The organism is Spongiimicrobium salis (assembly GCF_043678055.1).
Taxonomy (GTDB): Bacteria; Bacteroidota; Bacteroidia; order Flavobacteriales; family Flavobacteriaceae; genus Spongiimicrobium; species Spongiimicrobium salis.
The window spans coordinates 958,261-983,537 of the sequence record NZ_JBHEQA010000001.1; the positions used below are offsets into that span (position 1 = coordinate 958,261).

At 36.2% G+C, this 25,277-nt stretch carries 31 protein-coding genes; 13 read left to right on the top strand and 18 right to left on the bottom strand.

Going from position 1 to position 25,277, the window contains the following annotated elements; translation table 11 throughout:
• Positions 1-150: 150 nt before the first annotated feature.
• The gene (locus ACEXOE_RS04350; RefSeq protein WP_394747504.1) at positions 151-1,002 is read left to right on the top strand and encodes an AraC family transcriptional regulator; all 852 of its coding nucleotides are present in this window, start codon (positions 151-153) and stop codon (positions 1,000-1,002) included.
• 11 nt (positions 1,003-1,013) lie between these two features.
• On the opposite strand, the gene ACEXOE_RS04355 is transcribed toward ACEXOE_RS04350, so the two are convergent.
• Positions 1,014-1,589, bottom strand: a complete 576-nt coding sequence (locus tag ACEXOE_RS04355; protein ID WP_394747505.1) for a hypothetical protein — start codon at positions 1,587-1,589, stop codon at positions 1,014-1,016.
• Between the two features lie 88 nt (positions 1,590-1,677).
• The gene (locus ACEXOE_RS04360; RefSeq protein WP_394747506.1) at positions 1,678-2,532 is read right to left on the bottom strand and encodes a LytR/AlgR family response regulator transcription factor; all 855 of its coding nucleotides are present in this window, start codon (positions 2,530-2,532) and stop codon (positions 1,678-1,680) included.
• 223 nt (positions 2,533-2,755) lie between these two features.
• Here ACEXOE_RS04360 and ACEXOE_RS04365 point away from each other — a divergent pair, with 223 nt between their 5' ends.
• Positions 2,756-3,730 carry a polysaccharide deacetylase family protein gene (locus ACEXOE_RS04365; RefSeq protein WP_394747507.1) on the top strand — a complete coding sequence of 325 codons (975 nt, stop codon included), beginning with the start codon at positions 2,756-2,758 and terminating at the stop codon, positions 3,728-3,730.
• Between the two features lie 15 nt (positions 3,731-3,745).
• Here ACEXOE_RS04365 and ACEXOE_RS04370 read toward each other — a convergent pair whose 3' ends face one another.
• Complete coding sequence (locus ACEXOE_RS04370; RefSeq protein ID WP_394747508.1) at positions 3,746-4,342, bottom strand: hypothetical protein; 597 nt, start codon at positions 4,340-4,342, stop codon at positions 3,746-3,748.
• Between the two features lie 242 nt (positions 4,343-4,584).
• On the opposite strand from ACEXOE_RS04370, the gene ACEXOE_RS04375 reads away from it, so the two are divergent.
• Positions 4,585-5,061 (top strand): GNAT family N-acetyltransferase, encoded by a 477-nt coding sequence (locus ACEXOE_RS04375; RefSeq protein WP_394747509.1) that lies wholly within the window; start codon positions 4,585-4,587, stop codon positions 5,059-5,061.
• Between the two features lie 221 nt (positions 5,062-5,282).
• Here ACEXOE_RS04375 and ACEXOE_RS04380 read toward each other — a convergent pair whose 3' ends face one another.
• Entirely contained in the window at positions 5,283-5,900 is a 618-nt protein-coding gene (locus tag ACEXOE_RS04380; RefSeq protein ID WP_394747510.1) for a helix-turn-helix domain-containing protein, read from the bottom strand.
• 1,106 nt (positions 5,901-7,006) lie between these two features.
• On the opposite strand from ACEXOE_RS04380, the gene ACEXOE_RS04385 reads away from it, so the two are divergent.
• Positions 7,007-8,098 (top strand): NAD-dependent epimerase/dehydratase family protein, encoded by a 1,092-nt coding sequence (locus ACEXOE_RS04385; RefSeq protein WP_394747511.1) that lies wholly within the window; start codon positions 7,007-7,009, stop codon positions 8,096-8,098.
• A 73-nt stretch (positions 8,099-8,171) separates the two neighbouring features.
• Here ACEXOE_RS04385 and ACEXOE_RS04390 read toward each other — a convergent pair whose 3' ends face one another.
• Positions 8,172-9,416 (bottom strand): mechanosensitive ion channel family protein, encoded by a 1,245-nt coding sequence (locus ACEXOE_RS04390; RefSeq protein WP_394747512.1) that lies wholly within the window; start codon positions 9,414-9,416, stop codon positions 8,172-8,174.
• A gap of 168 nt (positions 9,417-9,584) precedes the next feature.
• Between ACEXOE_RS04390 and ACEXOE_RS04395 the strand changes: the two genes are divergently transcribed.
• The 7 genes from ACEXOE_RS04395 (at position 9,585) to ACEXOE_RS04425 (ending at position 16,129) form a co-directional block, all read left to right on the top strand.
• The gene (locus ACEXOE_RS04395) at positions 9,585-10,082 is read left to right on the top strand and encodes an MlaD family protein (protein WP_394747513.1); all 498 of its coding nucleotides are present in this window, start codon (positions 9,585-9,587) and stop codon (positions 10,080-10,082) included.
• Positions 10,083-10,245: 163 nt separating this feature from the next.
• Positions 10,246-11,922, top strand: coding sequence for a hypothetical protein (locus ACEXOE_RS04400; protein ID WP_394747514.1), 1,677 nt, complete (start codon positions 10,246-10,248; stop codon positions 11,920-11,922).
• A gap of 7 nt (positions 11,923-11,929) precedes the next feature.
• The gene (locus tag ACEXOE_RS04405) at positions 11,930-12,697 is read left to right on the top strand and encodes a class I SAM-dependent methyltransferase (RefSeq protein WP_394747515.1); all 768 of its coding nucleotides are present in this window, start codon (positions 11,930-11,932) and stop codon (positions 12,695-12,697) included.
• Between the two features lie 126 nt (positions 12,698-12,823).
• The gene (locus tag ACEXOE_RS04410) at positions 12,824-13,180 is read left to right on the top strand and encodes a bleomycin resistance protein (protein ID WP_394747516.1); all 357 of its coding nucleotides are present in this window, start codon (positions 12,824-12,826) and stop codon (positions 13,178-13,180) included.
• Positions 13,181-13,224: 44 nt separating this feature from the next.
• Positions 13,225-14,295 carry a helix-turn-helix domain-containing protein gene (locus tag ACEXOE_RS04415; protein ID WP_394747517.1) on the top strand — a complete coding sequence of 357 codons (1,071 nt, stop codon included), beginning with the start codon at positions 13,225-13,227 and terminating at the stop codon, positions 14,293-14,295.
• A 57-nt stretch (positions 14,296-14,352) separates the two neighbouring features.
• Positions 14,353-15,495 carry an NAD-dependent epimerase/dehydratase family protein gene (locus ACEXOE_RS04420; RefSeq protein ID WP_394747518.1) on the top strand — a complete coding sequence of 381 codons (1,143 nt, stop codon included), beginning with the start codon at positions 14,353-14,355 and terminating at the stop codon, positions 15,493-15,495.
• A gap of 94 nt (positions 15,496-15,589) precedes the next feature.
• Entirely contained in the window at positions 15,590-16,129 is a 540-nt protein-coding gene (locus ACEXOE_RS04425) for an exonuclease domain-containing protein (RefSeq protein WP_394747519.1), read from the top strand.
• Between the two features lie 40 nt (positions 16,130-16,169).
• Here ACEXOE_RS04425 and ACEXOE_RS04430 read toward each other — a convergent pair whose 3' ends face one another.
• From ACEXOE_RS04430 to ACEXOE_RS04445, 4 genes are all read right to left on the bottom strand, one after another.
• Positions 16,170-16,826, bottom strand: coding sequence for a hypothetical protein (locus ACEXOE_RS04430; protein WP_394747520.1), 657 nt, complete (start codon positions 16,824-16,826; stop codon positions 16,170-16,172).
• Complete coding sequence (locus tag ACEXOE_RS04435) at positions 16,823-17,218, bottom strand: hypothetical protein (protein WP_394747521.1); 396 nt, start codon at positions 17,216-17,218, stop codon at positions 16,823-16,825. The genes ACEXOE_RS04430 and ACEXOE_RS04435 overlap by 4 nt, the downstream gene beginning before the upstream one ends.
• A 13-nt stretch (positions 17,219-17,231) precedes the next feature.
• Positions 17,232-17,714 carry a hypothetical protein gene (locus tag ACEXOE_RS04440; protein WP_394747523.1) on the bottom strand — a complete coding sequence of 161 codons (483 nt, stop codon included), beginning with the start codon at positions 17,712-17,714 and terminating at the stop codon, positions 17,232-17,234.
• Positions 17,715-17,886: 172 nt separating this feature from the next.
• Positions 17,887-18,288 (bottom strand): hypothetical protein, encoded by a 402-nt coding sequence (locus ACEXOE_RS04445; RefSeq protein ID WP_394747524.1) that lies wholly within the window; start codon positions 18,286-18,288, stop codon positions 17,887-17,889.
• Positions 18,289-18,438: 150 nt separating this feature from the next.
• Between ACEXOE_RS04445 and ACEXOE_RS04450 the strand changes: the two genes are divergently transcribed.
• Together ACEXOE_RS04450 and ACEXOE_RS04455 are read left to right on the top strand one after the other, a co-directional pair.
• A complete protein-coding gene (locus tag ACEXOE_RS04450; protein ID WP_394747525.1) occupies positions 18,439-19,590 on the top strand; it encodes a helix-turn-helix domain-containing protein in 1,152 nt (383 codons plus the stop codon).
• Between the two features lie 440 nt (positions 19,591-20,030).
• Positions 20,031-20,594: an energy transducer TonB gene (locus ACEXOE_RS04455; RefSeq protein WP_394747526.1), complete on the top strand. Its 564-nt coding sequence runs from the start codon at positions 20,031-20,033 to the stop codon at positions 20,592-20,594.
• A 166-nt stretch (positions 20,595-20,760) separates the two neighbouring features.
• On the opposite strand, the gene ACEXOE_RS04460 is transcribed toward ACEXOE_RS04455, so the two are convergent.
• From ACEXOE_RS04460 to ACEXOE_RS04500, 9 genes are all read right to left on the bottom strand, one after another.
• Positions 20,761-20,985 carry a tautomerase family protein gene (locus ACEXOE_RS04460; protein ID WP_394747527.1) on the bottom strand — a complete coding sequence of 75 codons (225 nt, stop codon included), beginning with the start codon at positions 20,983-20,985 and terminating at the stop codon, positions 20,761-20,763.
• A gap of 107 nt (positions 20,986-21,092) precedes the next feature.
• On the bottom strand, positions 21,093-21,641 hold the full coding sequence (locus tag ACEXOE_RS04465) for a carboxymuconolactone decarboxylase family protein (RefSeq protein WP_394747528.1): 549 nt from the start codon (positions 21,639-21,641) through the stop codon (positions 21,093-21,095).
• Between the two features lie 77 nt (positions 21,642-21,718).
• Positions 21,719-22,483, bottom strand: coding sequence for a hypothetical protein (locus ACEXOE_RS04470; protein WP_394747529.1), 765 nt, complete (start codon positions 22,481-22,483; stop codon positions 21,719-21,721).
• 52 nt (positions 22,484-22,535) lie between these two features.
• Positions 22,536-22,964: a nuclear transport factor 2 family protein gene (locus ACEXOE_RS04475; RefSeq protein ID WP_394747530.1), complete on the bottom strand. Its 429-nt coding sequence runs from the start codon at positions 22,962-22,964 to the stop codon at positions 22,536-22,538.
• Between the two features lie 23 nt (positions 22,965-22,987).
• Positions 22,988-23,425, bottom strand: coding sequence for a redoxin domain-containing protein (locus tag ACEXOE_RS04480; RefSeq protein ID WP_394747531.1), 438 nt, complete (start codon positions 23,423-23,425; stop codon positions 22,988-22,990).
• Positions 23,407-23,565, bottom strand: a complete 159-nt coding sequence (locus tag ACEXOE_RS04485) for a hypothetical protein (RefSeq protein WP_394747532.1) — start codon at positions 23,563-23,565, stop codon at positions 23,407-23,409. Before ACEXOE_RS04485 ends, ACEXOE_RS04480 begins: the two co-directional genes overlap by 19 nt.
• A 102-nt stretch (positions 23,566-23,667) precedes the next feature.
• Entirely contained in the window at positions 23,668-24,072 is a 405-nt protein-coding gene (locus tag ACEXOE_RS04490) for a nuclear transport factor 2 family protein (RefSeq protein WP_394747533.1), read from the bottom strand.
• 25 nt (positions 24,073-24,097) lie between these two features.
• On the bottom strand, positions 24,098-24,598 hold the full coding sequence (locus ACEXOE_RS04495) for a YybH family protein (RefSeq protein ID WP_394747534.1): 501 nt from the start codon (positions 24,596-24,598) through the stop codon (positions 24,098-24,100).
• 45 nt (positions 24,599-24,643) lie between these two features.
• Positions 24,644-25,177 carry an NAD(P)H-dependent oxidoreductase gene (locus ACEXOE_RS04500; protein WP_394747535.1) on the bottom strand — a complete coding sequence of 178 codons (534 nt, stop codon included), beginning with the start codon at positions 25,175-25,177 and terminating at the stop codon, positions 24,644-24,646.
• Between the last annotated feature and the right edge of the window lie 100 nt (positions 25,178-25,277).

A 25,277-nucleotide genomic window follows, 5' to 3' on the forward strand; every position in this document is an offset into this window, starting at 1 on the left:
CTAGATGGTTCAATTTCAGTACGCTCTTTTTATCCATTTATGGTATTATATTATCCCATAATTTTATTTTAATATATTAAATGAATAGTATTTGCTTATTTTGAATACATTATCATCAAATAAATAGCATAGCAAAAAAAGGAACCCATCATGAAAGTACTCCCTTTTATCATCCCTAAACCAGAGCAAGCAGCACTGGTCTTCCAGGAAGATCATGAGCTTATTTTTTACGATAAATTCCATCAGCATAAGGAAATCCAAATTAGTTTGATCATTGAAGGAGAAGGCACCTTAATTGTTGGCGACACCATAAATTATTACAAAACTGGAGATGTTCTTGTCATAGGCAGCAATCTCCCCCATGTTTTTAAGAGCGATGTAAAAAAAACGGGGCAGTCCCATATGCTCACCTTATTTTTCACGGAGGATGCTTTTGGGAAAGACTTTTTTAAACTGGAAGATTTAAAGGAATTAGATCGATTCTTTAAGAGAGCCGCATATGGTTTTAAAGTGAAAACCCATGAAAATAATTTAGAACTCTTATTCTATAGATTAAAAGATGCTACCAAGCTCTCCCAGTTCATTTTATTATTTGAAATATTAAATGTAATCTCTAAGCAAACCTATGAAAGCTTGTCTTCTTTTATTTACGACAAAAAATACAATGATATTGAAGGTAAACGCATGCGGGACGTTATGGAATACACCATGAACAATTTTCATAATGAGATTACACTAGAAAACATTGCCACCATGGCAGCGATGACTAAAAATGCATTTTGTAAGTATTTTAAAAAACGTACCAACAAAACCTATTTTACATTTTTAAATGAATTGCGCATTGAAAATGCCTGTAAATTGTTACAGTCTGATAAGGGATTTACTATTTCCCAAATAGCGGACAAATCAGGATTCAATAGTATCTCTAATTTTAACCGACAATTCAAGGCAATCAAGCATATGAATCCGATGGCGTTTAAACGGGATCAATCCAAATCCTAGAAAAATCGGACTTATTTATTTTGCAGTTTTTTACATTGGATTTTCCAAGTGGGGTATACAATGCTTTCGTCTTTATTGACCCAGGCCCCAAGCCAGTCGAAGCCTTTATCGGAGATATTGGAAAAGGCAATCTTAAAAAAGCCATCCATTCCATTAGGAGCTTTTTGTTCACTGTACAATATCATTTGTCCCTCTTTCATGCCTCCTTTCCATGCTGTTAATTGGGGAGAGGCTACCGTTGAACTATAGTAGTGTACATACCAACTGCCATCGGCTTCATTAAATTGCCGTATACTTCCAGAATGTCGTCCGTCTGCCTTTAGGGTTTCATCCTGCACGGCCATGCCATTCATAATATATTTGAATTTCCATAGCATTTCTACCGGCTCTGCCCAAGTCTGATCTTGTTTTCTACTTACGGAGCTACATTGGCATAACCCAATCAACTGCTGATAATCCTGAACCGATCTGGCTGCTTTTGGGTTTGGCAGTCCATATGGATGTTCTACAGATGGCTCATATTCGTACTGGGCAAAGCCTGTAAAACCAACCATACCGAGTATCAGGAAACCTATTACTTTTTTCATCTTGCTTTTATTTGATTTCCTCAAATAGACCTTTAATTGGGGCAGGAAACAAGGAAAATGCAGTAAACCGTACTAAAAATGCTGCGAATTAAGGTGCCAAATCCACTGGTGTTTTAGAATAGAATGTGCGTAAGGCGGACATTTTGTTTTTGGATACGGAAAGTGCTTTCCCATTCTTCAATTTCAACACCCTTTCTTTTACGTTAAACTCAGCAACGAGCTGTGCGTTCACAATATGTTTCCTGTGGACCCTTATGAAGTGATCTGGCAGTTTTTGCTCCAAAGCTTTTAGCGATATTCGCATGACGTAGGCTTTATCTCCTGAGCAAATAATTTTCACGCAATAATCATCCGCTTCAATATACTGAATGTCATTGATGGTGACTGCTTTGTATCGGTTTCCAATTTTAATGGTCAATATTTTTTCCTGGTCATGGGATTCTTCCCGCAATTTGGCATACAGTTGCTTGTTGATTTTTTTTAAATCCCCCAATCTCTCGATGCTAACCGAAAGCGCCTTATTCTCTCGATACAAAAACAAAATACAGGAAATAGCAATATAGCCCAAAATAAACAGTGGTGCTTTTTGAAAGGCAAAGAAGATCATATAATCTTCAAAAAATGAAGGGCCATGAAATGGAGTTCCCGAAAGGTACCAGGAGATTCCTGAAATTAAAAGTATATTTAAAATTACTAGAAATACGATCAAAACGCCATACTGAAAAATGGTCTTTCCCAAGTGTATGGTTTCCTTTCTTTTCCACGTATACACCACCAATGGTGTCGCTAAAAATGCCCATATGACCCAGCGGTAGCTTTGATTTTTTAAAAGTTCAAAAAACCGTACTTCCGGAGCCAAATCAAACCTGATCAAATAGTATTGTTGCTGAAAAGTTTCAAATACAATAGATAGTGTCATGATAACAATAAGAAAAAACAGCATGCGCCTAGTATTATAGTGTGCCTTCAGCATTGGGATTCTTTACTTTAGTGATTTCTATTTTTTTAAGATAATGATTTAAGTCCTGTAAATCAAGCCAAGATTTTTTGAGGAAATAAAAGAAGTTATTCACTTGACTACCACAATGACATAAAAATGTATCTTAGATAGAGTATTGGAATGCCCTGGACTCTTTTTTAGCATAAATACCAATTTAAAGGCCCCTATGAAATCAATTCAACGCTTATTTTTTCCATTGCTCATACTTTTTGTAGGATGTAAAGAATCTACGGAAAGGCAGATAGAAAAAGAAACGAAAGTACCAAAGAAAGCAACAATAGTGCAACCTACAGTGAGTTTTACATTTGATGACGGGAATACTTCTGATATTCTGGATTTCCCGTTTGAGGAATGGAATAGTAGGATACTATCGCACTTAGAAAAAGAACAGCTAAAGGCCGTATTTTTTGTAACAGGAAGGAACAAATTAGACAAAAAAGGGCAATTTCTATTGGAAAGCTGGAATGCGAAAGGACATAAAATTGCCAATCATTCCTACTCTCATCCCAATTTCAATTCCCCAAAAAACACTGCCTCTCTTTTTGAAATTGAATTAAAAAAAACAGATGCCATTATTTCTAAATACAGCAATGCAATACCACTTTTTCGCTTTCCTTATTTAAAGGAAGGGCAACATAAAACGAAAGTGGACAGTATCCGCAATATTCTTGCGCAAAACAACTATACCAATGGTTATGTCACCATAGATGCATCGGATTGGTACGTTAACCAACGACTTATAGGAAGAATTAAGAAAGTAGGTTTCAAAAATGCCGAAATTACAAAGTATAAGGACTTCTATATCGGGCATATTCTGGAACGGGCCCAGTATTATGAAAAGCTTTCTTATGAAATCAACGGAAGGCATATCCCCCATACCCTGCTCCTTCATCACAATTTAACCTCTGCTTTATTTCTGGGCGACTTAATTGCGGCATTCAAAGAAAAAGGTTGGAATGTTATTAACGCAGCGGATGCTTTTCAGGATGATCTTTTCAAGACATCGCCGAAATCTGATTTTGCAGGAGAAAGTTTGATCTATGCATTGGCCAAACAATCTGGAAAATATCAGCAATCCCTGAGATATCCTGCTGAAGATAGCCGTTATGAAAAAGATAAAATGAGTGGTTTAGGGTTATAATACCGGCACGGAAGTTTATGTTTCTTGTTTAAGAAAGGTTTTTAAAAGTTCCAAATCGGGAATATTGGCAACCCGTGATAAAGAATGCGGCTTAAAGTCATCCGATACGGGATAGATAAAAACATCTTGATCCTGCACGATAATATTCTTTACCGCCTCCTTTTCAAATTGATCCAAAGAAGTACGTAAAAACGATATTCTCATCGTTTCAACCGGCATTTGAGGGCTATATGAGTTTCTTTCCCCTTTTAATTGTATTGCGAGTGCCTTTATCTCCTGATATAGGGCAAACCTAGGACAATCTCCCTCGACAATTGCTCTTAGCGTCATCAAATCGTGAATATGAATCACCGATGTTAAAGGATAGGGTAAAAAATCATGGGATTTGGGGTAAATACAGATTCCTTTTTGATCCATTAAAATATCGGCCACTTCCTGATATTCCAATGTATCTGTTGTCGCCTTATAAAATAATATTTGCTCTCCCTTATGGGGATACATAAAGCATGCCTCGCCCCCTTCCATAAACATAGTCGCAAGTTGATAGATATCTGTATAAAGTGCTGCCCTAAGCTCCTTTATTTTTTCCTTAAAATAGGCCTCTGTCTTCATTGCTGATTATAATTACATCCAATCCCATCATCAAAGGATCAATGGATCTAAGTTACGAAAAGCATAAAATGTGGTCCTTCCTAAAAACTAAAATTACCAAAAGCCTCCAACCTTTACGTAAACGAAATTGGAGCATCTTCACCCAATGGTTTTGATGTGCGTATGGAATTCACCCTAAGCACATTAGGTAAAAATATGTACTTTAAAGCATTAATATTATTTTTACAGCGAACCAAAAGTACATGAGTATTACATTTAAGAAGCTGTCTGAAATTGAAAAATCAGCAATTATAGATTTAATGAACCACCCCTTAGTAAGAAGGCAGATGCCTTTATTGAAAGGGCATTTCAGTGAAACTCATTGTGATAATTTTATCGCTTCCAAAGAACAACTTTGGCTGGAATATGGTTATGGCCCTTGGGCCTTTATCATAGATGGGCAATTTGGGGGTTGGGGCGGATTGCAGCTCGAAGACGGAGAAGTAGATCTGGCTTTGGTATTACATCCGGATTATTGGGGTATGGGAAAAACCTTATACAAAAAAATCATCGATATCGCCTTTAATGAAATGGACTTGTCCTCTGTGACTGTATTATTTCCTCCTTCAAGAACACGCATTAAAGGGTTCTTGCGCCTGGGATTCAAGAAGGACAAAGAATTGACCATTGGAAACGAATTGTTCATCCGATATAAATTGAATAAACCAACCAAAAATTAGGTCAAAGCGGAAGGAATGGGGTTCCATCATCACAATAAGAAAAGTTAACGAAGAAGGCCATTGTAGTATTGGCAATACTACTTTCTATGCGTTCTTGTAGTGGCAAGAAGACTATAAAAGAACCTATTTTAACTATGGAATGCGATTTCGGCTCAAAAGGCAGTTCGGAAAAGGAAATTTTGAAGCGGCAATAATCAAACCTCATTTCTTTATGCCGGCTTTCACGATCGGTATTCACTTGGAGTTTGTCCCGTTCGTTTTTTAAAATTTCTTAAAAAAGATGACTTATTGGAAAAACCACTATCGTACGCAATATGAATAATTTTTGCCCTTTCATAGGCTTCGGAATCTAGTAACCTCTTGGCTTCTTCTATACGATAAGAGTTTATTAAACCGTAAAAATTAGTGTTTAAGGTGTTGGATAGTAATTGCGAAAGTTTATCTTTTGTAATTCCCAATTCCAATGCCACCTGCTCCGGAGCAAGGTCATGCGCCAAGAATAGTTTTTTATTTGTCAATAGTTCCAACAATCTTTCCTTAAGGAGATTGGCATCTTCCTTCTTTATTTTGGAAAATTTATACGATTCTTTTTTGGGGGGCGCATTCTGAATGATTTCTGGAAATAAGAATACCAGATATGCAAGACCATGTATGATTACAATCAATCCCAATATTTTAAAATGAACATTAAAAAAGGCCAAGGATGTCACAAAGTAAGCGATAAAGGTGAAAATGACCCGTGCAATTAAGTAGATAATCAAGGCAATGGTGAATTTCATTAACCATTTATTCTTTAGTTTATCTTTTACTCCTACAGGTTGGAGATTTTTTAGTTTCAAGAAAGCGGTTTTAAAGAACCAAAACCCAAATCCCATATACAATAGAAATCCCACCCAAAATTCAATCATGAAATCAGGAACAACGTCCACTTCTAAATTTCGCTCATAAACAGTAATCTTATATGCAGAATTGCTTAAATAAAAAGGGATTAAAATAATCAGTTCATAAATAAAAGGGGTCAGGTGAAAAAGATGGATAGGTTTAAGTCTGTGATTGGGATTGATGCTAAAACATATAAAGTGATAGAACAACGCTGGAATCAGAAAATTTAAATGGGATGAAGTCAAATATAAATGAGGTGCCTGCCGAATATAACCATTCAAAAAAAACACGTTCTCGATCAAAAAATATGAAAAAATCAAGATCATTAATGAAAGAAAAACATTCTTGGTTTTTTTGTATACAAATAGGATGGAGATTAAGAATAATCCATGAAAAGCACTAAACAAATAGATGAACTCAATTATTTTCATGTCTACAATTCTAATTCACAATACTGCTTTTGTTTTATAAAACTAAAAAACAATGTTCATATTTTTAATATGGATCAGCCTTTCATGTTTCATTTGTGATTCTACGTACCTATACATCAAATGGTTTTTAAAACTCTCTAGGTTCTCAATTTAAAAATATCGGGTTCGTTTTTCCTTGACGCGTTTCTATTTCTTAGCAATCCTATTTTTCAAGCACGATATGCAAAGGAAGGATGCCGCTATTTTTTATAGGTTCCACTAAACTGAATGAGACCAAAATCCTAAGATAATTCATTAATGTTTGTATCCTCAACAATTGAGTTCATGAAGTCATGTATTAATGGAAAAGAAATACTTAAATATTAGATTTTGACGAGCACTATGGCCTGTATTCAAATTGGGGTTAAGGTCACTGGTTAACGAATAGGATTTCTCCTGAATATATTGAAAGGATTGAACAATACCTGAACCCTTACTGCAAGCATAGGGCTCGAAAATATAAGGTTTTATTTAAGAAAAATAATTTTTAATTCCATTTTTAAATATTTAAATTATTGATTTTAAAATAGTTACAAAACCCTCATATAGCAATGTGCATACTCCACCTTAAAGACCCTTAAAGTTGTACCAAAATGGAAAGACGAAAGTTTATAAAAAATTCAGCCGCGGCAAGCATGCTTGTTAGCATGGGTACGGTATTTTCCTGCAGTTCCTCAACAGATACGTTGAAAATACTTGTTTTAGGCGGCACTTATTTTCTTGGACCGGCGATTGTACAAGCTGCCTTGCAACACCATCATGCTGTCACCTTATTTAATAGAGGGATTACCAATCCAACGCTATTTCCAAATTTAAATTTAATCAAGGGAGACCGCGAAAAAGGCATAGCATCTTATGATCCTTTGACTAAAGAGCAGTGGGATGTTGTCATTGATGTCTGGCCGCAAAAATCAAAATTGGTCAATGAAGCCACTATGGCATTGATGAAACATACAAAGCACTATGTTTTTATTTCGAGCATCGCAGTATATCATGATTTTGATCAAGTAGGGCTAAATGAAGAATATAAGCTTGTTGATCTTGACCTAGAAAGAAGTGAATGGGGGTATCCGGAAGAGAAGCTAGCTGCTGAGTTATTTGTTAAAGCGCGTTTTGAGCATAATCATACCATAATCCGTGCTGGTGCCATTAAAGGATGGAGAGATCCCGCTATGGATTTACTGTATTGGTGCATAAAATTGAATCGCGATGATTCCATTATTGCTCCGGGTTCTGGTTTGGATCATTTACAGTTTATTGATGTGGCCGATGTGGGAAGATTCGCTGTTATGGCCGCTGAAAACAAATTTCAAGGGGCATATAATTGTTTGGGGCCGCAAGAGAATGTATTGACCTGGAAGGATTTTCTTGTACTTGCAAAAGAACAGTTTAACTCTAAAACCGAACTGATATGGGCAAGTGAGGATTTCTTAAGGGCAAATAAAGTATCTGCATTTAGCGATCTGCCTTTATGGACGCCCTTGTCCGAAGACGGATTTATGCAAATAAACAATGTAAAATTGCTTCAAAGCGGATTTAAATTCACACCAGTTCACAAGACTTTGGAAGACTGTATGGGATGGTACACGGACAATGGTGCTGCCTTAGCATTTGGGACCAATGAGATAAGCCTAGGCCTTACAAGGGATAGGGAATTGCAATTAATTGGCAAACTTAAAGTCTAACGGATCAAAGAGTCCATAAGTTTCTATACGGTTGAAAAACAAGTGTATTTGGAAGGCAAGACCTCAGCAATGCTTATCGGGCAGGAATGGATGAAGGCAGCTCAAATATCTCCAAATCAAAATAGGGTACTGCTGCCAACAAATGATCAAAGATATCTGCCAGAATGTACTCATAGTTTTGCCATCGCTTATCTGCACTGAAGGCATATATTTCCAAAGGAATTCCTTGCGGTGTTGGACTTAATTGTCGTGTCATCATGGTCATATCTTTGTTGAGCGCACTGTGATTTTCCAGATAGGATTCCACATATTTACGAAACACCCCAATATTGGTCAGATTTTTCCCGTTGATCAAGATCTCCTTATCAATATTGTTTTCTGTATTGTAGGCGATGATCTTGTTGCTCCGGGTATCCAGATAAGGCGCAAGTAACTCAATTTTTTTCAAGGCCTCGATATCCTCTTGTTTCAAAAACTTAATATTGCGTTGCTTGATGATGAGCGAACGCTTTATTCGCCTTCCGCCAGATTGGTTCATTCCCCGCCAGTTCTTAAAGGAGTCGGAAATCAGGGCATAGGTAGGAATCGTGGTAATGGTCATATCAAAATTCTGCACCTTCACCGTAGCCAAATTAATTTCAATAACATCCCCATCGGCTCCATATTTTTGAAAGGTGATCCAATCTCCTATACGCACCATATCATTGATACTGATCTGTATACTGGCCACCAATCCTAATATAGAATCTTTAAATATCAATAGGATGACCGCAGAAGCTGCACCTAGGCCTGTAAAGAATTTCCAAATGCTAATATTGGTCACTATAGCAAATACCGCCAAAATTCCAGTAATCCATGCAAAAATCATAAATACCTGAATGTAGCTGTCAATAGGTTTATCCTTATACCGTTGTTTCGTCTTTAGGTAATCATGAATACTTCTCAATAGGCTTTTAGCAATTTGAAGGGTAACAATCACGGCAACGATCTGCGCCAATTTCAATATAATCCCCCCAATATAGGGGAAGTCTACAAAGACAATCGGGATAAACTCAAAAATGGCCAGAAGCGGAAAAACATGTGCCAAATAACGCGGGGCCTTATTATTCACCAAAAAGTTATCGAAATCGGTCTTTGTCCTTTTCGCCAATCTAAAGGAAAGCGCCCTAAGTATTTTCCATACGACAAAGTCCAACAATAGCACCAAAAGGAGGGCAGCAACAAACAACAGGAACAGATTAAGGTAATTGGCGATGTTCTCAGACATCCCCCATTCCATAAAGAGATCGCGTAAAAAATGTCGTATTTCCGTATTCATAACCCTCAATTTTGAAAGAATACTACAAAATTACCCTTTGCCCTGGAAAGAACATATTTATTTCGTAAAAAACAATATGGATAAAATTAATTCTAAAAGAGATTGTAGCCAGAATTCTAGGCAGATAAAAGTGTATATTAGAAGCGTGATAACGAATCGTAATCAATCATGAAAAATCTATTTGGGGTTTTAGCTTTTCTAATTCTATTGACTTCCTGCGACCAGAATGGGCGGACAATAATTGTAAATACTCCCGATGCCGAAGGATTCACTACAGCATCGAAATTAGCGATAAATGGGTTTGAAATAGGGCAAGTTACTCAATTGGATTTGGCTGAAAATGGAACTGTAAATTTAATTTGTAAGATCGACAACAACGAGGTTGAAATCCCCGTAAATTCAAAATTCTATATCAAAAATTCAAACCTTTTAGGGAATACTGGGATTGGAATTGAATTGGGCACGGAAAAGGAATTATTGGAACCCGGAGCAATAATTAAAATGACAATCAATGATGTAAAAGATATTTCAGATTCATTTACTGATATCATCAACGAAATGATCGAAAAGTTAGCAAATACCGAACAAAAGGATTCTTTACTTTATGAGCTCAGGAGATTGAATAAAAATATTGAAGGTTTAATACGCGTGCAGAAAAATTATTGATTCCTCTAAAACTGAAGAGCTATATGGTTTTTGAGCCTTATCGAAAAGTATTCAAATTCGTATGAAGAATACAACGCTTTGAGGTTTTCCCTTAGGGGAGAAAAGAAAAACAATAACGCCGACGAAACCTATTCTGAATAATTCAGAAAAACACGCCAGTACAATGAAAACAAAAAACATCATTCTTCCTCTTATAGTATTGCTCTTTTTTAATTGCCAAAGCGAGAAGAAAGAAGACATTGCCACAACCCAAACCTCAGCAGAAAATCTTAAGTCCAAGGATTATTCGGACTTGGTCGCCTTATTTAAGGCATGGAGAACCTTTGAAAAACCGCCTTTACATCATGGTGCTCCTGATTATTCGGTGGAAACCTTTGAAAAACGCTGGCCCAAGTTTAAAGAACTGCAAGCCCAATTACAGGTGGTCGACACCACAGATTGGCCCGTAGAAAATAAAGTAGATTGGATGATTGTTTGGGCCGAAATGAACGGTTATGATTTTAATCATCGCATTTTAAAACCTTGGACTCGAGATCCCGCTTTTTACAAATCAGTTTGGACAGCAAGAAGTGATGTTCCTGCCCATGAGGGGCCAACCCATCATGGCACCACCGAACTATGGACCTACACTTTTCCTTTATCTACAGAAGAAAGAACCCGACTCTTAAGGGACTTAAAAATAATTGCCCCTTTAAATGATCAAGCAAAGCAAAACTTAACTGGAAATGCCCGAGATTTATGGGTTACCGGGATTCGAGACATTCAAAATCAAGTGGTGGTGCTTCAAGAATTAAAAAAACAGCCAGGTATTGCGGAAGATGCAGCATTAGTTTCAGTAATTGAAGAAGCCATAACTTCAACGAAGGCATTCGCTTCTTGGCTAGAGGAAGAATCCCAATCAAAAACTGGCCCATCGGGAATTGGGAAAGACCAATATACCTGGTACCTGCAAAATGTACATCTGGTACCCTTGACATGGGAAGATGAAGTGATGATCTTAAAACGTGAGTTGGCCCGTGCCTGGACTTCCCTAAAATTAGAAGAGCACAGAAATAGACATCTACCAAAATTGGTTGACGCGAGCTCTCCAGAGGCCTATAATAAAATGGCCGATGCCGCAGCAAAAAGTTTAATGAATTTCTTGGATGAGCAGGAAATCGTTAGTGTAAAATCGTATTTTGATCCTGCTTTACGTGAGCATTTGGGCACCTACGTACCAAAAGAGAAGCGAAATTTTTTCCTGATCGGTGCGCATTATGATCCAAGACCCCTATATTCCCATTTTTACCATTGGTTTGAATTGGCACGTATGGATAATGAACCGCACAAAAGTGACATACGAAAAGGCCCTTTGTTATACAACATTTTCGATTCCAGAAATGAAGGAACAGCCACCGCTGTAGAAGAAATGTTTATGCAAGCCGGTTTATACGATGATAGCCCAAGAGCCAAAGAGATTGTATATATCATGATTGCGCAACGTGCTGCAAGAGGTTTGGGATCGTTATATGCCCATGCCAATGAGATGACCATGGAAGAAGCTGGAGGTATTCATAGCGAATACACCCCTCGCGGTTGGATGAAGACCGAAAAAGAATTGCTCATTTTTGAACAACATCTGTATTTGCGCCAACCCGGATATGGAACAAGCTATATTACCGGTAAATATTTATTGGAAAATGCATTGGCCGACTATTCAAGAATACTGGAATCCCAGGGCAAGGAGTTTGTGCCAAAAGACTTTTTTGACACTTTAAATACTATTGGAAATATTCCTATATCCTTGGCCAATTGGGAAATGACCGGTGTAAATAATTCTATGAAAGACATGGTGAAGTAAAGAAAAAATGACCGCAACGAATGAAAAAATAGCCTATATCGGGGATGAGCTCGAGTTGTTTAAAAATGCAGTGAACTGGAAACGTTACTTTTCAAAAAAAATACTGCATTCAATTCATGGCGATGTACTTGAAGTTGGAGCAGGAATTGGTGTTAATTCGGTTTTTTTAGCAAAAAACACCGCCCAGATTACCTCATATACCTGTGTTGAACCCGATGAGAAATTGGCCCTTTTAATACAGGAAAATATCCATGCCATTGCCATTGAAAAAAAAATCGTACACAACGGCACTATTAAATCGGTTGCCTATAAAAAATTTGATACCATCATTTATATTGATGTTCTAGAACATATAGCGGAATCCCGAAAGGAAATTGAATTGGCCAAACGATGCCTTAAACCCAATGGTCGATTATTAATTTTGGTGCCTGCCTATAATTTTTTATTTAGTGACTTTGATACACATATTGGGCATTACAGAAGGTACAATAAGAAAATCCTTCTTAGAGATATCAACTCCGAACTCGCCACGGTCAAATTGTTTTATCTGGACTCCATGGGTTTTTTTGCATCTTTGGCGAATAAAGTTTTTTTAAAAAAAGAACTTCCAAGTAGGAGCAATATCCACTTTTGGGACAACTATCTAATTCCGATGTCAAGATTTTTCGATCTGTTTTTTCTTAACTTATTTGGCAAATCTTTGGTAGGTATATTTGAGTATCCAGACGAAAGAGAAACGGAGGATAAAAGTAGCCCATGGAAACAGCAAAAGTAACATCCCTGCTTGCGAATTCCTTTGGATGCTGTATCCTACCTAAATAGAGATCAAACAATAGTGCAGTATTGATTTTAGAATACTTAAATTAAACCTGGTTCATTTGCACATACTAATAATACATCTATGTTACATGATATCCATCCAAAATTACCCATGCGGGACAAAAAGCTGACCAGACAATTCTATATAGATATGTTAGGGTTTAAAGAATGCGGAAATATCGATTATGAAGGCTATTTAATGCTTAAAAAAGACCAGATTCAAATTCACTTTTTTGAATTTAAGGAACTTGATCCTAAAGAAAATTATGGACAGGTTTATATAAGAACTAATAACATTGACCAATTTTACACCTCTTTATTAGACCGTAAAACGAGTATTCATCCCAACGGAAAATTAGAGGTGAAACCTTGGGGGCAAAAAGAGTTTTCAGTACTCGATCCAGATCATAATTTACTGACCTTCGGTCAGGCTATTTAATAGGAATCCTCACCCCTTAATTTAGATAAACCGCAGTACAGATAATGTCAAATGTATTTTTAATAGTTTCAAGTATTGGGGCCACGCAATGCATTTTATTCCTCTTGTTACTTTCCATAAAAAAGAGCAGGAAATTATCTGATTGGATTTTAATGCTATGGTTTTTTGTGTTCTTTAGCCATCTCATCGTAGGAATATACAGAAGCTTAAATCCTACTCCAATAGCCGAAATATTTATAATGACCATTGGTTTTTTGCACGGACCTCTTTTTTATGTATATACCAAAACCATATTTGGTCAGCAGCTTGTCCAAATAGATTTCCTGCATTTCTTGACCTTTGTCCTTTTTACCATTTTTGGTTTTTTCATTCCTTCAAATTTTGAATTATCGTGGGAAATCATAATTCTAATTACGAAGTTGATCTCTGTAAGCTTTTACCCCATCTATATTCTGTACCGCTATCGCAAAAGACGGGAACAGCTAAAGACAGAACGTGCTGATATGCGAATATTGGAGCTTTCCTGGATCAGAGTTATAGCGGTTCTGTTTTTGGTGAGCACGGGAATCAGTATCATTAGACTTTCTGTGGAACTTTTAGTGGGTGTTCGATACTTTGAAATTTGGGATTTATTGCGCTATATCATTCTTGTTACGGTCATAGGGTTTTATGGATTAAAATATGGGGTAGTGTACAAAGCTGAAGAATTAGTTCCCGATGCGGCCACAGCTGATAAACGCTACAAACACAGTCCTCTTAAGGATAAAGAAATTACATTGCTTCAGCAAACCATAGATCGCTTTTTCAAGGAAAACAATGCCTATTTGAAACCAGAATTTTCTTTGGCCATGTTATCAAAATCAACAAATATTCCCAAACATCATCTTTCCCAGATCATTAACTTAGAGATGAATACTACCTTTTATGATTTGGTGAATTCGAAACGAGTCGCCTATGCCATGGCACGAATCCGTGAGAAGGACAATTTAAATTTAACACTCGAAGGACTCGGTTACGAATGTGGCTTTAATTCCAAATCTGCTTTCTTCAGTAATTTTAAGAAGAAGACAGGGAAAACCCCAGGACAATTTAAGAAGGAAATTGGTACAGATTAATTAAGGACTTCCATGAATTAAGCTTTAGTCTTTTCTTTTGTCCCAAAGCAAGCTACAATGAACAAAAGAGATTTTATCAAAACGGCCGGAGCTGTTTCATTATGGACCTCCTTACATCCAATCCGCGCTTTAGGCAACCCATTGTCCAAGGATAAAAAAGTATTGGTATTAGGTGGGAGAGGTTTTCTAGGCCCTCGTATTGTAACCACTTTTTTAGATGCGGGCTATCAGGTAACCCTATTAAATAGAGGAAAGACCAATACCCATTTGTTCAATAATCTTCCCATCATCATTTGCGATAGGGAAAAGGAAAACAAAGAGGGACTTAAATCCATTGCCCAAAAGTACAAGGGTTCCTACTGGGATATTGTCATTGATACTTGGCAAAAATCCCCGAAAGCCGTCTCGGATTTTCTTGAAGAATACGCAGGCCGTTTTGGCCATTATCATTACATATCAACAGTCTCGGTTTATGACAAATGGGACAAAAAGTTCATTGAAGAAACCGAAGCTTTAAATCCGCTGCCCAAATTTCCGAATACCATTCGTGAAGATTTTAGATATGCCATACGAAAAACCTTGGCCGAAGAAGCCATTCGGGCAAGAATTTCCAATTACAGCATCTACAGATCACACGGCATAAAAGATTTTAGCGTTGGACGATCTAACGATCCCAATGCCGAACCTTTCTGGCCCATACGTTTCTTGAGAGGCGGGGAAATACTATTGCCCAAGGTAAAAGATCATCATATACAGCTTACAGATAGCACAAGTTTGGCCCATTTTATCGTCCATTGTTCACAATCAAAAACATACGGCGCATTTAATGTTGCTTGTCCCCCAACTCCATTTAAAGATTATGTATCCGCGCTTATTCATGCGACCGCCATGCCCAAAAAATTGCATTGGATCGATGGGGATTTTCTGATAAAAAATGGTCTTGAACCCTATAAAATAGTTCCACTATGGAAACCGAGCCCTGCCGGATCCTATTATTTTAATGTACAAAAGGCCCTAGCCGCTGGATTCGTACATCGGCCTATGGCAGATATGATTACAGACCAAATCAAAGGATATCAAAGCAGACATCCAAAGGACGATGTTAGATTTGGAGAAATTGTGGATGGAAAACAGCTTAAATACTATACGATGCAAAAAGAAAGGGACGTGATAAAAAAATGGATGTCCCTACACCAATAGCTTCTTATTGTTATGGTCCATATGGGCCAAACCAATATAAGCAACCTTTTGTAACGGCTCGCATCTTGTATGGATGATCAAAAAAGAATTTACAATGAATTATATTATACTAGACCTTGAAGCAACATGCTGGAAAGAAAAATCTATTGCAAAACAAAGCGAAATTATTGAAATTGGTGCCCTTAAGATAGATGCCTCGGGAAAAAGTATGGGCGAATTTAACGCTTTTGTCAAACCCAAATTAAACCCCTTTTTATCCGATTTTTGCAAAGCCCTTACTTCAATAACACAATTACAAGTAGACCATGCAAGTTCCTTTCCCATGGTATGCTCTGATTTTCTCCGCTGGATAGGTACCAAAGAAGAATATCTTTTATGCAGTTGGGGTTTTTATGACAAGAAACAGTTTCAAAGCGATTGCAAACTCCATACATTAGATGCCAATTGGACCCATGCCCACATTAGTCTAAAACATCAATATGCCAAAATGAATAATCTTCGAAGACCATTGGGCATGGGAGGGGCTTTACAAAGAGAACAATTGACTTTGGAGGGAACACATCACCGCGATATTGATGATGCCCGGAATATCAGCAAAATATTTATGAAGTATTTGGGTAAGTGGTCGTACTAACTAGCTTTGCTCAATGTACAGGCTCAGTTTTCTTTTAAAGTTATCCCTTAGCAGCATCGAGGGAAGCTATTTTTGCAATGACTTTTTGCAATCTTTTTTTCTTAGTTTCTTTCTCCAGTTCCGGCAATCTTTGGTTCAATACGGCAATGAAAGCTTTGCCATTCGTTGCATCTATAATGGGAAGGGCCCGTTCTGCGTACATGGGCAATTGATTGGTAGCGCTTTTTAACAATTGTTCTTTGAACAACACGAAAGCCTCTATTTTATATTGGGGAATCTTTCCCAAACTTATAATGATGTTCATGGCCTGATCTCTGGTAATAACGCTTCCCTTTTCTGCAGCGCCAATAATACGCCCCAAGTTCTCAAAGGTCGCTTTGGGCTTTAGTTGTACAATACCATGAAGTGCCGTCATAGCACCCCATTGCATTCTGTTGTTTTTGTGATTCAATAGTTCTAAAAAAGTCTCGAAATGGGGGGCAATCAGTTCTGGTTTTTCTCCCCCGATCTCATACAGGACCTTAATGCAATCGTTCTGAATGGCTTTATCTTTTTGGAACAAATTTTCGATCAAGGCTTCAATTGTCTTCTTGTCCTCGGTTTCGCAGATTTCTTTTGCCAATTCCAGATTGGGAAGTTCATCTCTTCTGTTCTGGGCAGAAGCAATTTTTGTTCGGATGTCTATGTTTTTTTTCAAGGCAGTCGTTTTTGTTTCATCAAAGAATATCCAGAGGACAAACATATAATAGGAATGATCATATATCGCAATCCTATCTGATTAATATACGCAGTGCTATCCATGGTAGTTCTGGGGAGCAAAATCAATACATCTAATAGAAGTACAATGAGCATCCAAAGCACCCCTACAATAGCGCTGTTTTTTAGTGAACTCAATGCTGCCTTTCCTAAATAAACGTTTATGGAAAAAGCCGTAATTATAGCCAAATTAATCATCATAATCGACTTAAAAAGAAAGATATCCACATTTAACTCTCCTGTTTCGCTATACAACAAAAAACCAAATAGAAATGGAACCATCCAAATTAAAATACCTAAAACTACAATTTTCAACCCCTTCCTTATCTGCATCACACTCCTCCTATTAAAACCTTAATTCCAGTATTTCCCCTTCTCCCAAAGCTCCCCATTTAAAAAGTAATTCGGAGAACAGGCTTCTTATTTTTTCCAATTTACCTTCATCCAAACCTAAGGGAAAAGGCAATTCATTTTCAGCAAGAATAGGTTCTAGGTCCGACAAGAAATTTTTGTTATGTCCGGTATTAAAGAATTCAATTTGCAACAGATTTACGATATGCTCTGTCTGCAGTGCCGTTTCATGCATTTTTGACGGCAAGAGGGCCTGAGGCTTTTTATGGGCAGGCAATTCAAAATCGGTAATCGCATAGCCTTCACGAAGAATCCCAAAAAATGCCATTTTAAATTCCATGACAGTTTCCACAGCGTAATGGGCCAAATCGTGAGTTTCCATACCTTGGCGTAGTTTGGCCCAAGTGACACTCCCATCGTCTCGAATACAGTTCAATACCGATGGCTTTGCAATGCCTTTTTTAAATTGAATCTTCATATTTCCTTAGATATCTTCTTACTGATTCCCATACAACCCAAGTAACTCTTCTATCATGCAATGTACAAAGGGAATACCAATTGAAAGGTTTTTTAACTCACCAGCTACATTCATTTTTCCCCATCCGAGCTAAGTTTAGTATTGGGCAAGGTGTTCGTTTCGGTGCAAACCATTATGTTTCCAGTTTTTTCACCGACCTGCTATACCCCACAATACCAATCGTTTGGAATACGGCCAAAATCAATACTGCCACATTTGTCCCCAGCACCAATAAAAATCCACCCGTACTTAGGTTGTTTGGCAACACCAGACTTACGAAGCCAAGCAATACGTACATAAAATCCAATACAATGATGGTCCACACCAAAGCCATGGACATTTTTTTCTTAAATCCGGCAAATAACACCACAAGGCCAAAAAGAGATAAAGCGATAGCGAAACTCAAGGGGTGATGATTGACCATCTCAGAAACTGCGATAACCGAATTTCCAAATAGTAAGGCTATGAAAGCCGAAGTTAACGAGAAAAACCCGTTCACTTTGAGTGCACTGCGCAATAGCGTAAGATGTTTCATAAATATGTCGCTGTTAATTTAGCATCCAAAGTATTCCAAACTTTGATATTCATGGGGTATTTACGTTTAGAATGACGTATTTGCAGATCATTCCCTCCCATTAAAAAGAGGCATTGTGGTTAATTTGTAATTTCATAAATTACATGGACCATGGATGATCTATTTCCTATTCGCTTCGATTTTTGGACGGCCTTACTGCTTTTTGGCTTTTTCCAAGGGCTACTTCTCATAGGGATTTTGTTGCACAAGCACTATAAAAAAGTGCCCCATGTTCTTTTGGCGTTCTTATTGTTCATAATCACCTTTAACCTGCTGAATTATCTTGTGCTACATACAAAACTGTATGCCATAATCCCGCATATTGTTCACCTATCCAGTCCCATGTTGTTACTCCTAGGGCCTTGCTATTATTTCTACGTAAAATCCATTTCTCAAGGAGTACCTTCCTTTAAAATTTCGGATTTTCTACATCTGATTCCTTTTGTTTTGAGTCTTGGTATTTTTATGCCTTTTTTTATACAGAGCGGTGCGGAAAAGATAGCGATATTACATACGCAATTAGAGAATTCGGTACAAGAACTAAGCCCGTCCATCGCTGTATTTCTTCTTGTACAAATTGCCCTAAGTTTTGCGTATAGCTACTATTGCATGCGTATGCTTACAAGAATGCAGGCCCATAACAAATCAAGGGCTTTTGAAAAAAAGTACCGTTGGCTGGTTAAATTCAGTTATGCCTTTCTCCTCTTTTGGGCCATTGATTTTATAGCCACGGTCTGGTACTTTTTTAAAGGAGAGATTGATCAAGGAGCGTATTATTTTACGATGCTTTTATGCGCTGTTGCCATTAATGCCATTGTTCTTTTTGCATTAAAAAATAACAGGGTTTTCTCTCAAATATTCTTGAGCAATGCCCTAAAAAAATACGAAACCTCCAAGGCAAGTACCGCTGATTTGAAAGCCATACTTGAAGAAATCTCATTTCACATGAGCAATGAAAACCTCTATTTAGATCCAGAATTCTCTCTTCAAAAATTGGCCGATACCCTAGGAAAACCCAAATACCTTATTTCCCAAGTGCTCAATGTGGAATTGGGCAAGAGTTTCTATGAGTTTGTCAACGAATACAGATTTGAAGCAGTCAAAGGAAAATTACTGGACCGAAAAAATAACAACTTAACCATCATGGCCATTGCCTTTGATGCCGGTTTTAATAATAAAAACACCTTCAATAAAGTGTTTAAAAAACATGCAGGCCTAACCCCTTCAGAATTTATTCAAAGCCATAGGTCGTCGGGTTCCTGAGTTCTCTTTTGGACATCACTATAATCTTAGAATAAAGCCTACTGCTTTTGCCCAAAAAAGAATATCAAATAATAAAGTAAGACCATAGAGATTGGATTTGATGCGATTCTTAAATCCAAAGACACATTCATTATTGGAGAAAAAGAACAATTTTCACACTTCATCTATCCATAACATTTTAAGTTCCGGAAAAGTTACACTCCTATTTCCCTTGCCAAAATAGAAATCCCGGTTGCCAATACCTATAGCGATGCTATTTTGTTTTTGTGATTTTTGTACCTAAAAAGGGGTATTTTGTACCTAAGCCTTATTTTCATACAGCATTTATTACCGCTTACCCCTACTTTTGGCAATGAATAAAATAATTTTCCGCAAAAAATTTATCTATGTACTACAACCTATACTTAAAGAAAAAACCTCTATTGCAAACCCTATTTTTTATGCCTTTATTTTGCTTATTATGCATTTCCTGCCAACAAAACCCAGGCACCTCCCAAAACACGGAAAGTGAATTGATCAAGAGAATCAATGCAGTCCAAAATCAGATGGCAAAACAAGGAAACATAAGCGAAGCGGAAAAAATGGCCTTGAAGAGTTTAGCCAGTATTGTAGCCCCTGATGAAAACTATTCCAGCCAGGAAGATCTGAAAGATGCCATTCTCTTTGACGAAGTAGACGCTATCCCTGTATATTTAGGGTGCGAAGAGCTTTCCCAAGAAGAATCAAAACAGTGTTTTACCGATAGTTTTAATTCCTTAATTGCATCCGAATTTAATATGGATATCCCCAATAGGCTGGAGATTAAAGGACCGCAAAGCGTTGAAGTATTTTTCATGGTGAACAAAGACGGCACAGTATCACATCGCAAAGTGAGAGAACCCAATGTTGTCATTCTAGCCGAAATCGTGAGAGTTTTAAAACTCATGCCCAAATTGAAGCCGGGTATGCAAGATGGAGAAATCGTTAACGTAAGATGCGCTGCCATTGTTCATTATGGCAATTAAGGAATATTTACATCACATCGCGCATTTGGGCAAAGTTTGACTAGATTTTCCAGCCTTAAAAGGGAACATTTCGTAATATCGAAGTTGTTCCCTTTTTTTATTTCCTTCAAATCCCTTGATATACTTGAGATTGTAGAGAAAATTGAACTAGCATATATATTATTAATTATGATGATGATAGATTTTCAATTATTTCTGGAGTAACTACATTCCCACCAATACTCCAATTGGCCGGATCTTGTTCATCAATAATAATTGTAACAAATTGGGCGAAATCTTTATTGCCACGTCCTTCAGTTTTAATCATCACATCGGTAATTCCTTTATGGATTTCATTTTTTATTTTTTCAGTAAGTATTCCTTTCGGTGTACTGATTTTAATTGTAGGCATATTTTCTGTATTTTAAATTATTTAAGTTCTTTTAAAAGATTAAGCTTAAGTAAAAGGATTATAAGTAAATCACTTTTTACTCGATTTAAATACCCTTATTAGCTCAGCTATGCTAATGACGTATTCAAGGGTTCGGCAACTGGAAAGTCAATTGGAATTTTAGTAGTATTGTGAATGTAGTTAGATATTGTTTTATCACCTACCAATGAAATTACATCAATTAAATTCTCTTTTGTCCATCCAGCTTCGAAGAAGTTATTAATTACTGAATCATCTGTTTTTCCGCGACTTTCTGTAATATTCTTTGCTAATCTGGCAAGAGCATCAAGCTTATTGTCAAAAGATAATTTTCCAGAACGTATTTCTAAAATTTGACCATCTGTAAATCCACTCATCTTTCCAACTGCTGTATGAGCAGACAGACAATATTGACAATCGTTTACTTGACTTACAGCCAGGTTTACCACTTCTTTTTCTTTAGCCTTAAGCGAAGTTTTAGCATTAGAAAATTCCATATAATTTTTCAATGCATTATCAGAATAAGCATAAGTTGCAAAAAGATTTGGTACAAAACCTACTGTGTTTTGTAATTGATCAAAGATAGCTTGATTAGTAGGACTTACTTCCTCTCTTGTTGGTACATTAAACGTTTTCATTATTTATTTTTTTTTGTTTATAATTCACTTAATCCATATTAAGCGATGGAATTAACGCTTTTGATAGTACTCATATACTACTTTGAGAATATGGCCATATCAATATTATTATTAAATCTAATATTGGTCCAATACGTTGTTGCCCATTTTTTACCGACAACCTCACCTTCCCAATTAGATGATATTTCAACGCGCTCGGTAGGGATTTTAATTCCATTAATTGTTTCATAATGAAATTTATAAAGTTCTGGCTCCTTAATACCAAAAGCTACAACAGTAAACAATAACTGATCTACCAATTTTGTTCTTTTATTAACATATAATATGTAAGTATCTTGAGCATCTCCTATATCATTACCAAAAGTTACTTTTATTAAATCGTAATCGCGTCCTTCTATTTTTTTTGTTCCTACATGTTTTAAATTCACACCTTCATCTTGAAGTTTAAAGAACATTGCAAACCAGTAGTAATTGGTTTTTCTCCAAAATCTCGCCATACTATTAGCTTGTTTATCATAAGATATTTTACCATCAAACTTTATCCAGACATTTTCTCCGTCATAGGCTTCTGTTACTTTACCATTCTTACTAAAGATTGAATGTTTAGAGTATTCTGCGTAAGAACGCTCTTTCTCAAATACGTAAACCTCTTTACTGACAAGTGTCATAGGCGTATTGGGGTCTTTGTACTCTACATCATAAGTGATGTTTTTCATGCCATAGAAGGTCTTTTTTCCTCCTAATTCTTTAATCATATTATCAACGATTTTATCAGGATTTTGAGCTGATATTGATGACATTGTAAAAATTGCCAAGCATAAAGTTATTATTGAATTTTTCATTGAAATAATTTATTGTTTTAATGATCTTTTACTACTTCTAAAATCTCTATATCTATGATTTTGGTTCTTGTCTCGTATAAAATATTTTGCTTACTATTAGCCATTTTCCATCTGTTTTCAACACATGCATAAAATCTATGTAGGTAAATGCTGGGAATTGAATTTCTAACTGTGCGCTAGCAGCATTACCTGCTACATTTACAGAGACTACTCTCGTTTTTACATCTTTTAGAGGTATACCATTCATTCCTTCAGTTAATTCTGCAATCGCGTTTACTTCTTTATATTCCTCACTCTTGCTTATCCACTTCATAGTTGCAGTTGGATGAAACGCTTTCGTTAATATCTTAGCGTCATTATTTACCAATCCGGTTAAATAATAATTTAACGTAGTCTCTACAAGTTGTAAATCTGTTTGTTGTGCTTGTAATTTTGTTACCGTTACTCCAATAATTGTGAGTATTAAAAATATTTTTCTCATAATGAATTACTTTTAAATTGTTATTACATTGAAATAGGACTGATTATAGCATCTTTTATTGGCTTGGAGTCAACATTCCAATTTAAAACTTCTGAAATCGATAAATGATCATCATAAGTTTTTCCATAATGCGCTTTTTTAATCTTTAAATTTTCATCAATAAGGAAATCTGCTGGCAGTACTGGGGCTTGAAATGTAGATTTAATATTAAAAAACCCACCTCTAATGGCTCTTAAAACCTTATTAACATTAAACATAGTTTTAAGCATACCTTTATATGAAATCTCCACACCATAATATTTATAAATCTTATATTTTGGATCAGAAATAATGCTAAAAGGTGGAACTTGTTTACCTGCATACTTGAAAATTTCTTCTATTGGTGAAGCGAATATTACCAGTATTTCAATTTCTTTTTTTTCAAATTCATTATAATTTTTTATTAAGTTTTGCAATGCCATATTGCAAAATGGACATGCAGCTTTTCTGAAAAAACTAAATACAGTTTTTTTCCTTTATAATTTTTTAAACGTACTTCTCGTCCATTTATAGTTGAAGTAACAAAGAGGCCTATTGGATCTCCTTCTTTTAATTTCTTCATAATATTTTTTTTTAATATTCCTATGAATGTCAAGTGAAAATTAGAAACAGATTTTAAGGTAAAACCTTTACAGTCTGTTTCTAATTTTCATAGAATGATTTTTTAATTTTTAGAATGAGAATCGTACACTTTCCCACTAATTTTCCATTCCCCACCCTTTTTATAGAGAACAAAAAAATCTGTAAAACGGAACCCATTCCAATCTATAAATTCAACCTTTGCCGCTGCTGCTGGACCAGAAATATCTATCCATGCAATATGACTTTTTACGTTTTCCGAAGGCCCTCCAGACTCTATTGCGTCTTTAAATGTATCGGCATCCATATTATAGAAGTTACCTTCTAAAGAGCCTACAATATGTGCATGATCATAAAAGGCTGTTCGTGTTAATTCTCCTGACCCATTCTTCGCGCTTTCAATATAAGGTTGAAGTGCTTTTTCTACTTCTTTATAAGCATTAAAATTCTGAATTTCGTCTTGTACTGTTTCTTTTGTTATTGTATCCATTTTTATTATGTGTATTTAATTATTATTATTTGTAAATTGAAGTTATTGTCTGATCGATATTCCAGATATCAACGGCCATTTGCCATTCACCTTTTTCATTCTTTTTCCAAATCGAAATTCCCTTTTCAAAAAGGTTAACTTGTTTTCCATCTTCACCATCAAAATTCACTAGAATTCGTTCTCTTGAATATCCTAAATCACCACTGTTAGAAACAAAAGCTTCTTGAGGTTCCCAGGTGATTTTAAATCCGGGTAATGATTGAAACTCTTGTAACACTTTGCCAATATCTTTATGACCTTTTATAACGCCTTTGTCTGGTGCCAACATTAAGGCATCTTCTCCTATGTAACTAAAAAATTCTTCCGGGTTTGCTGCTTTTCCCCAATTACGACTAGCTTCTATTAAACTAGCTACTTCTTTCTGGTTCAGTTTAGCGATTTCTGCAGCTGTTGGAACTGCTTTTTCATTGTTTGCACAAGAGATTATAAATAACCCTGTAAGTGCTATAAAAATTACTTTTCTCATGGTTTCTGTTTTTAAATTTATATTCTTATTTAATTAATTTTGGTACTAAAGATTTTCTATAAAATCTATATAATTTTTAGCGTTTGTATCGATGTCCTCTTGTGTTGGATTATGTTCCTCTCCGTAAAATGCATAAAGGGGTCTATAGTCTGCTTTTACGTATTTGAATGTTATTTCAAATGGAGCCGTCAACTCTTTTAGCGTATATTCATATCGTCCAGTTGCCCGGTAGTCTTCTTCTAAGATTCCAGCACTTATGGCTAATGCAAATTTCTTACCTGCAAGTTTATAACCACTGTTCTTGCCATAAGCCCATCCATGAGCTAAAACATCGTCAATCCACTTTTTCACAAACGGAGGGCAGTTAAACCAGTAAAATGGAAATTGAAGTACGATTTTGTCTACCGATTCCAATAGTTCCTGTTCCTTTTTTATATCTATCTCAAGATCTGGATAGGTAGCGTGTACATCGTGAACAATAATTTTATCTGGATGTTTTTTAAGCTCCTCAATCCAGCGTTTATTTATTCTAGAACTTCCTAATTTAGGGTGTGCTACTATTACTAATGTTTTTCCCATATTTTCTTTGTTACAAACACCACTATTCTAATTTTAGAGTGTGTTATTTGTCTATAATAAATTATATTTCAAAGATATAAGGAGTGAAAACGCTAGAAAT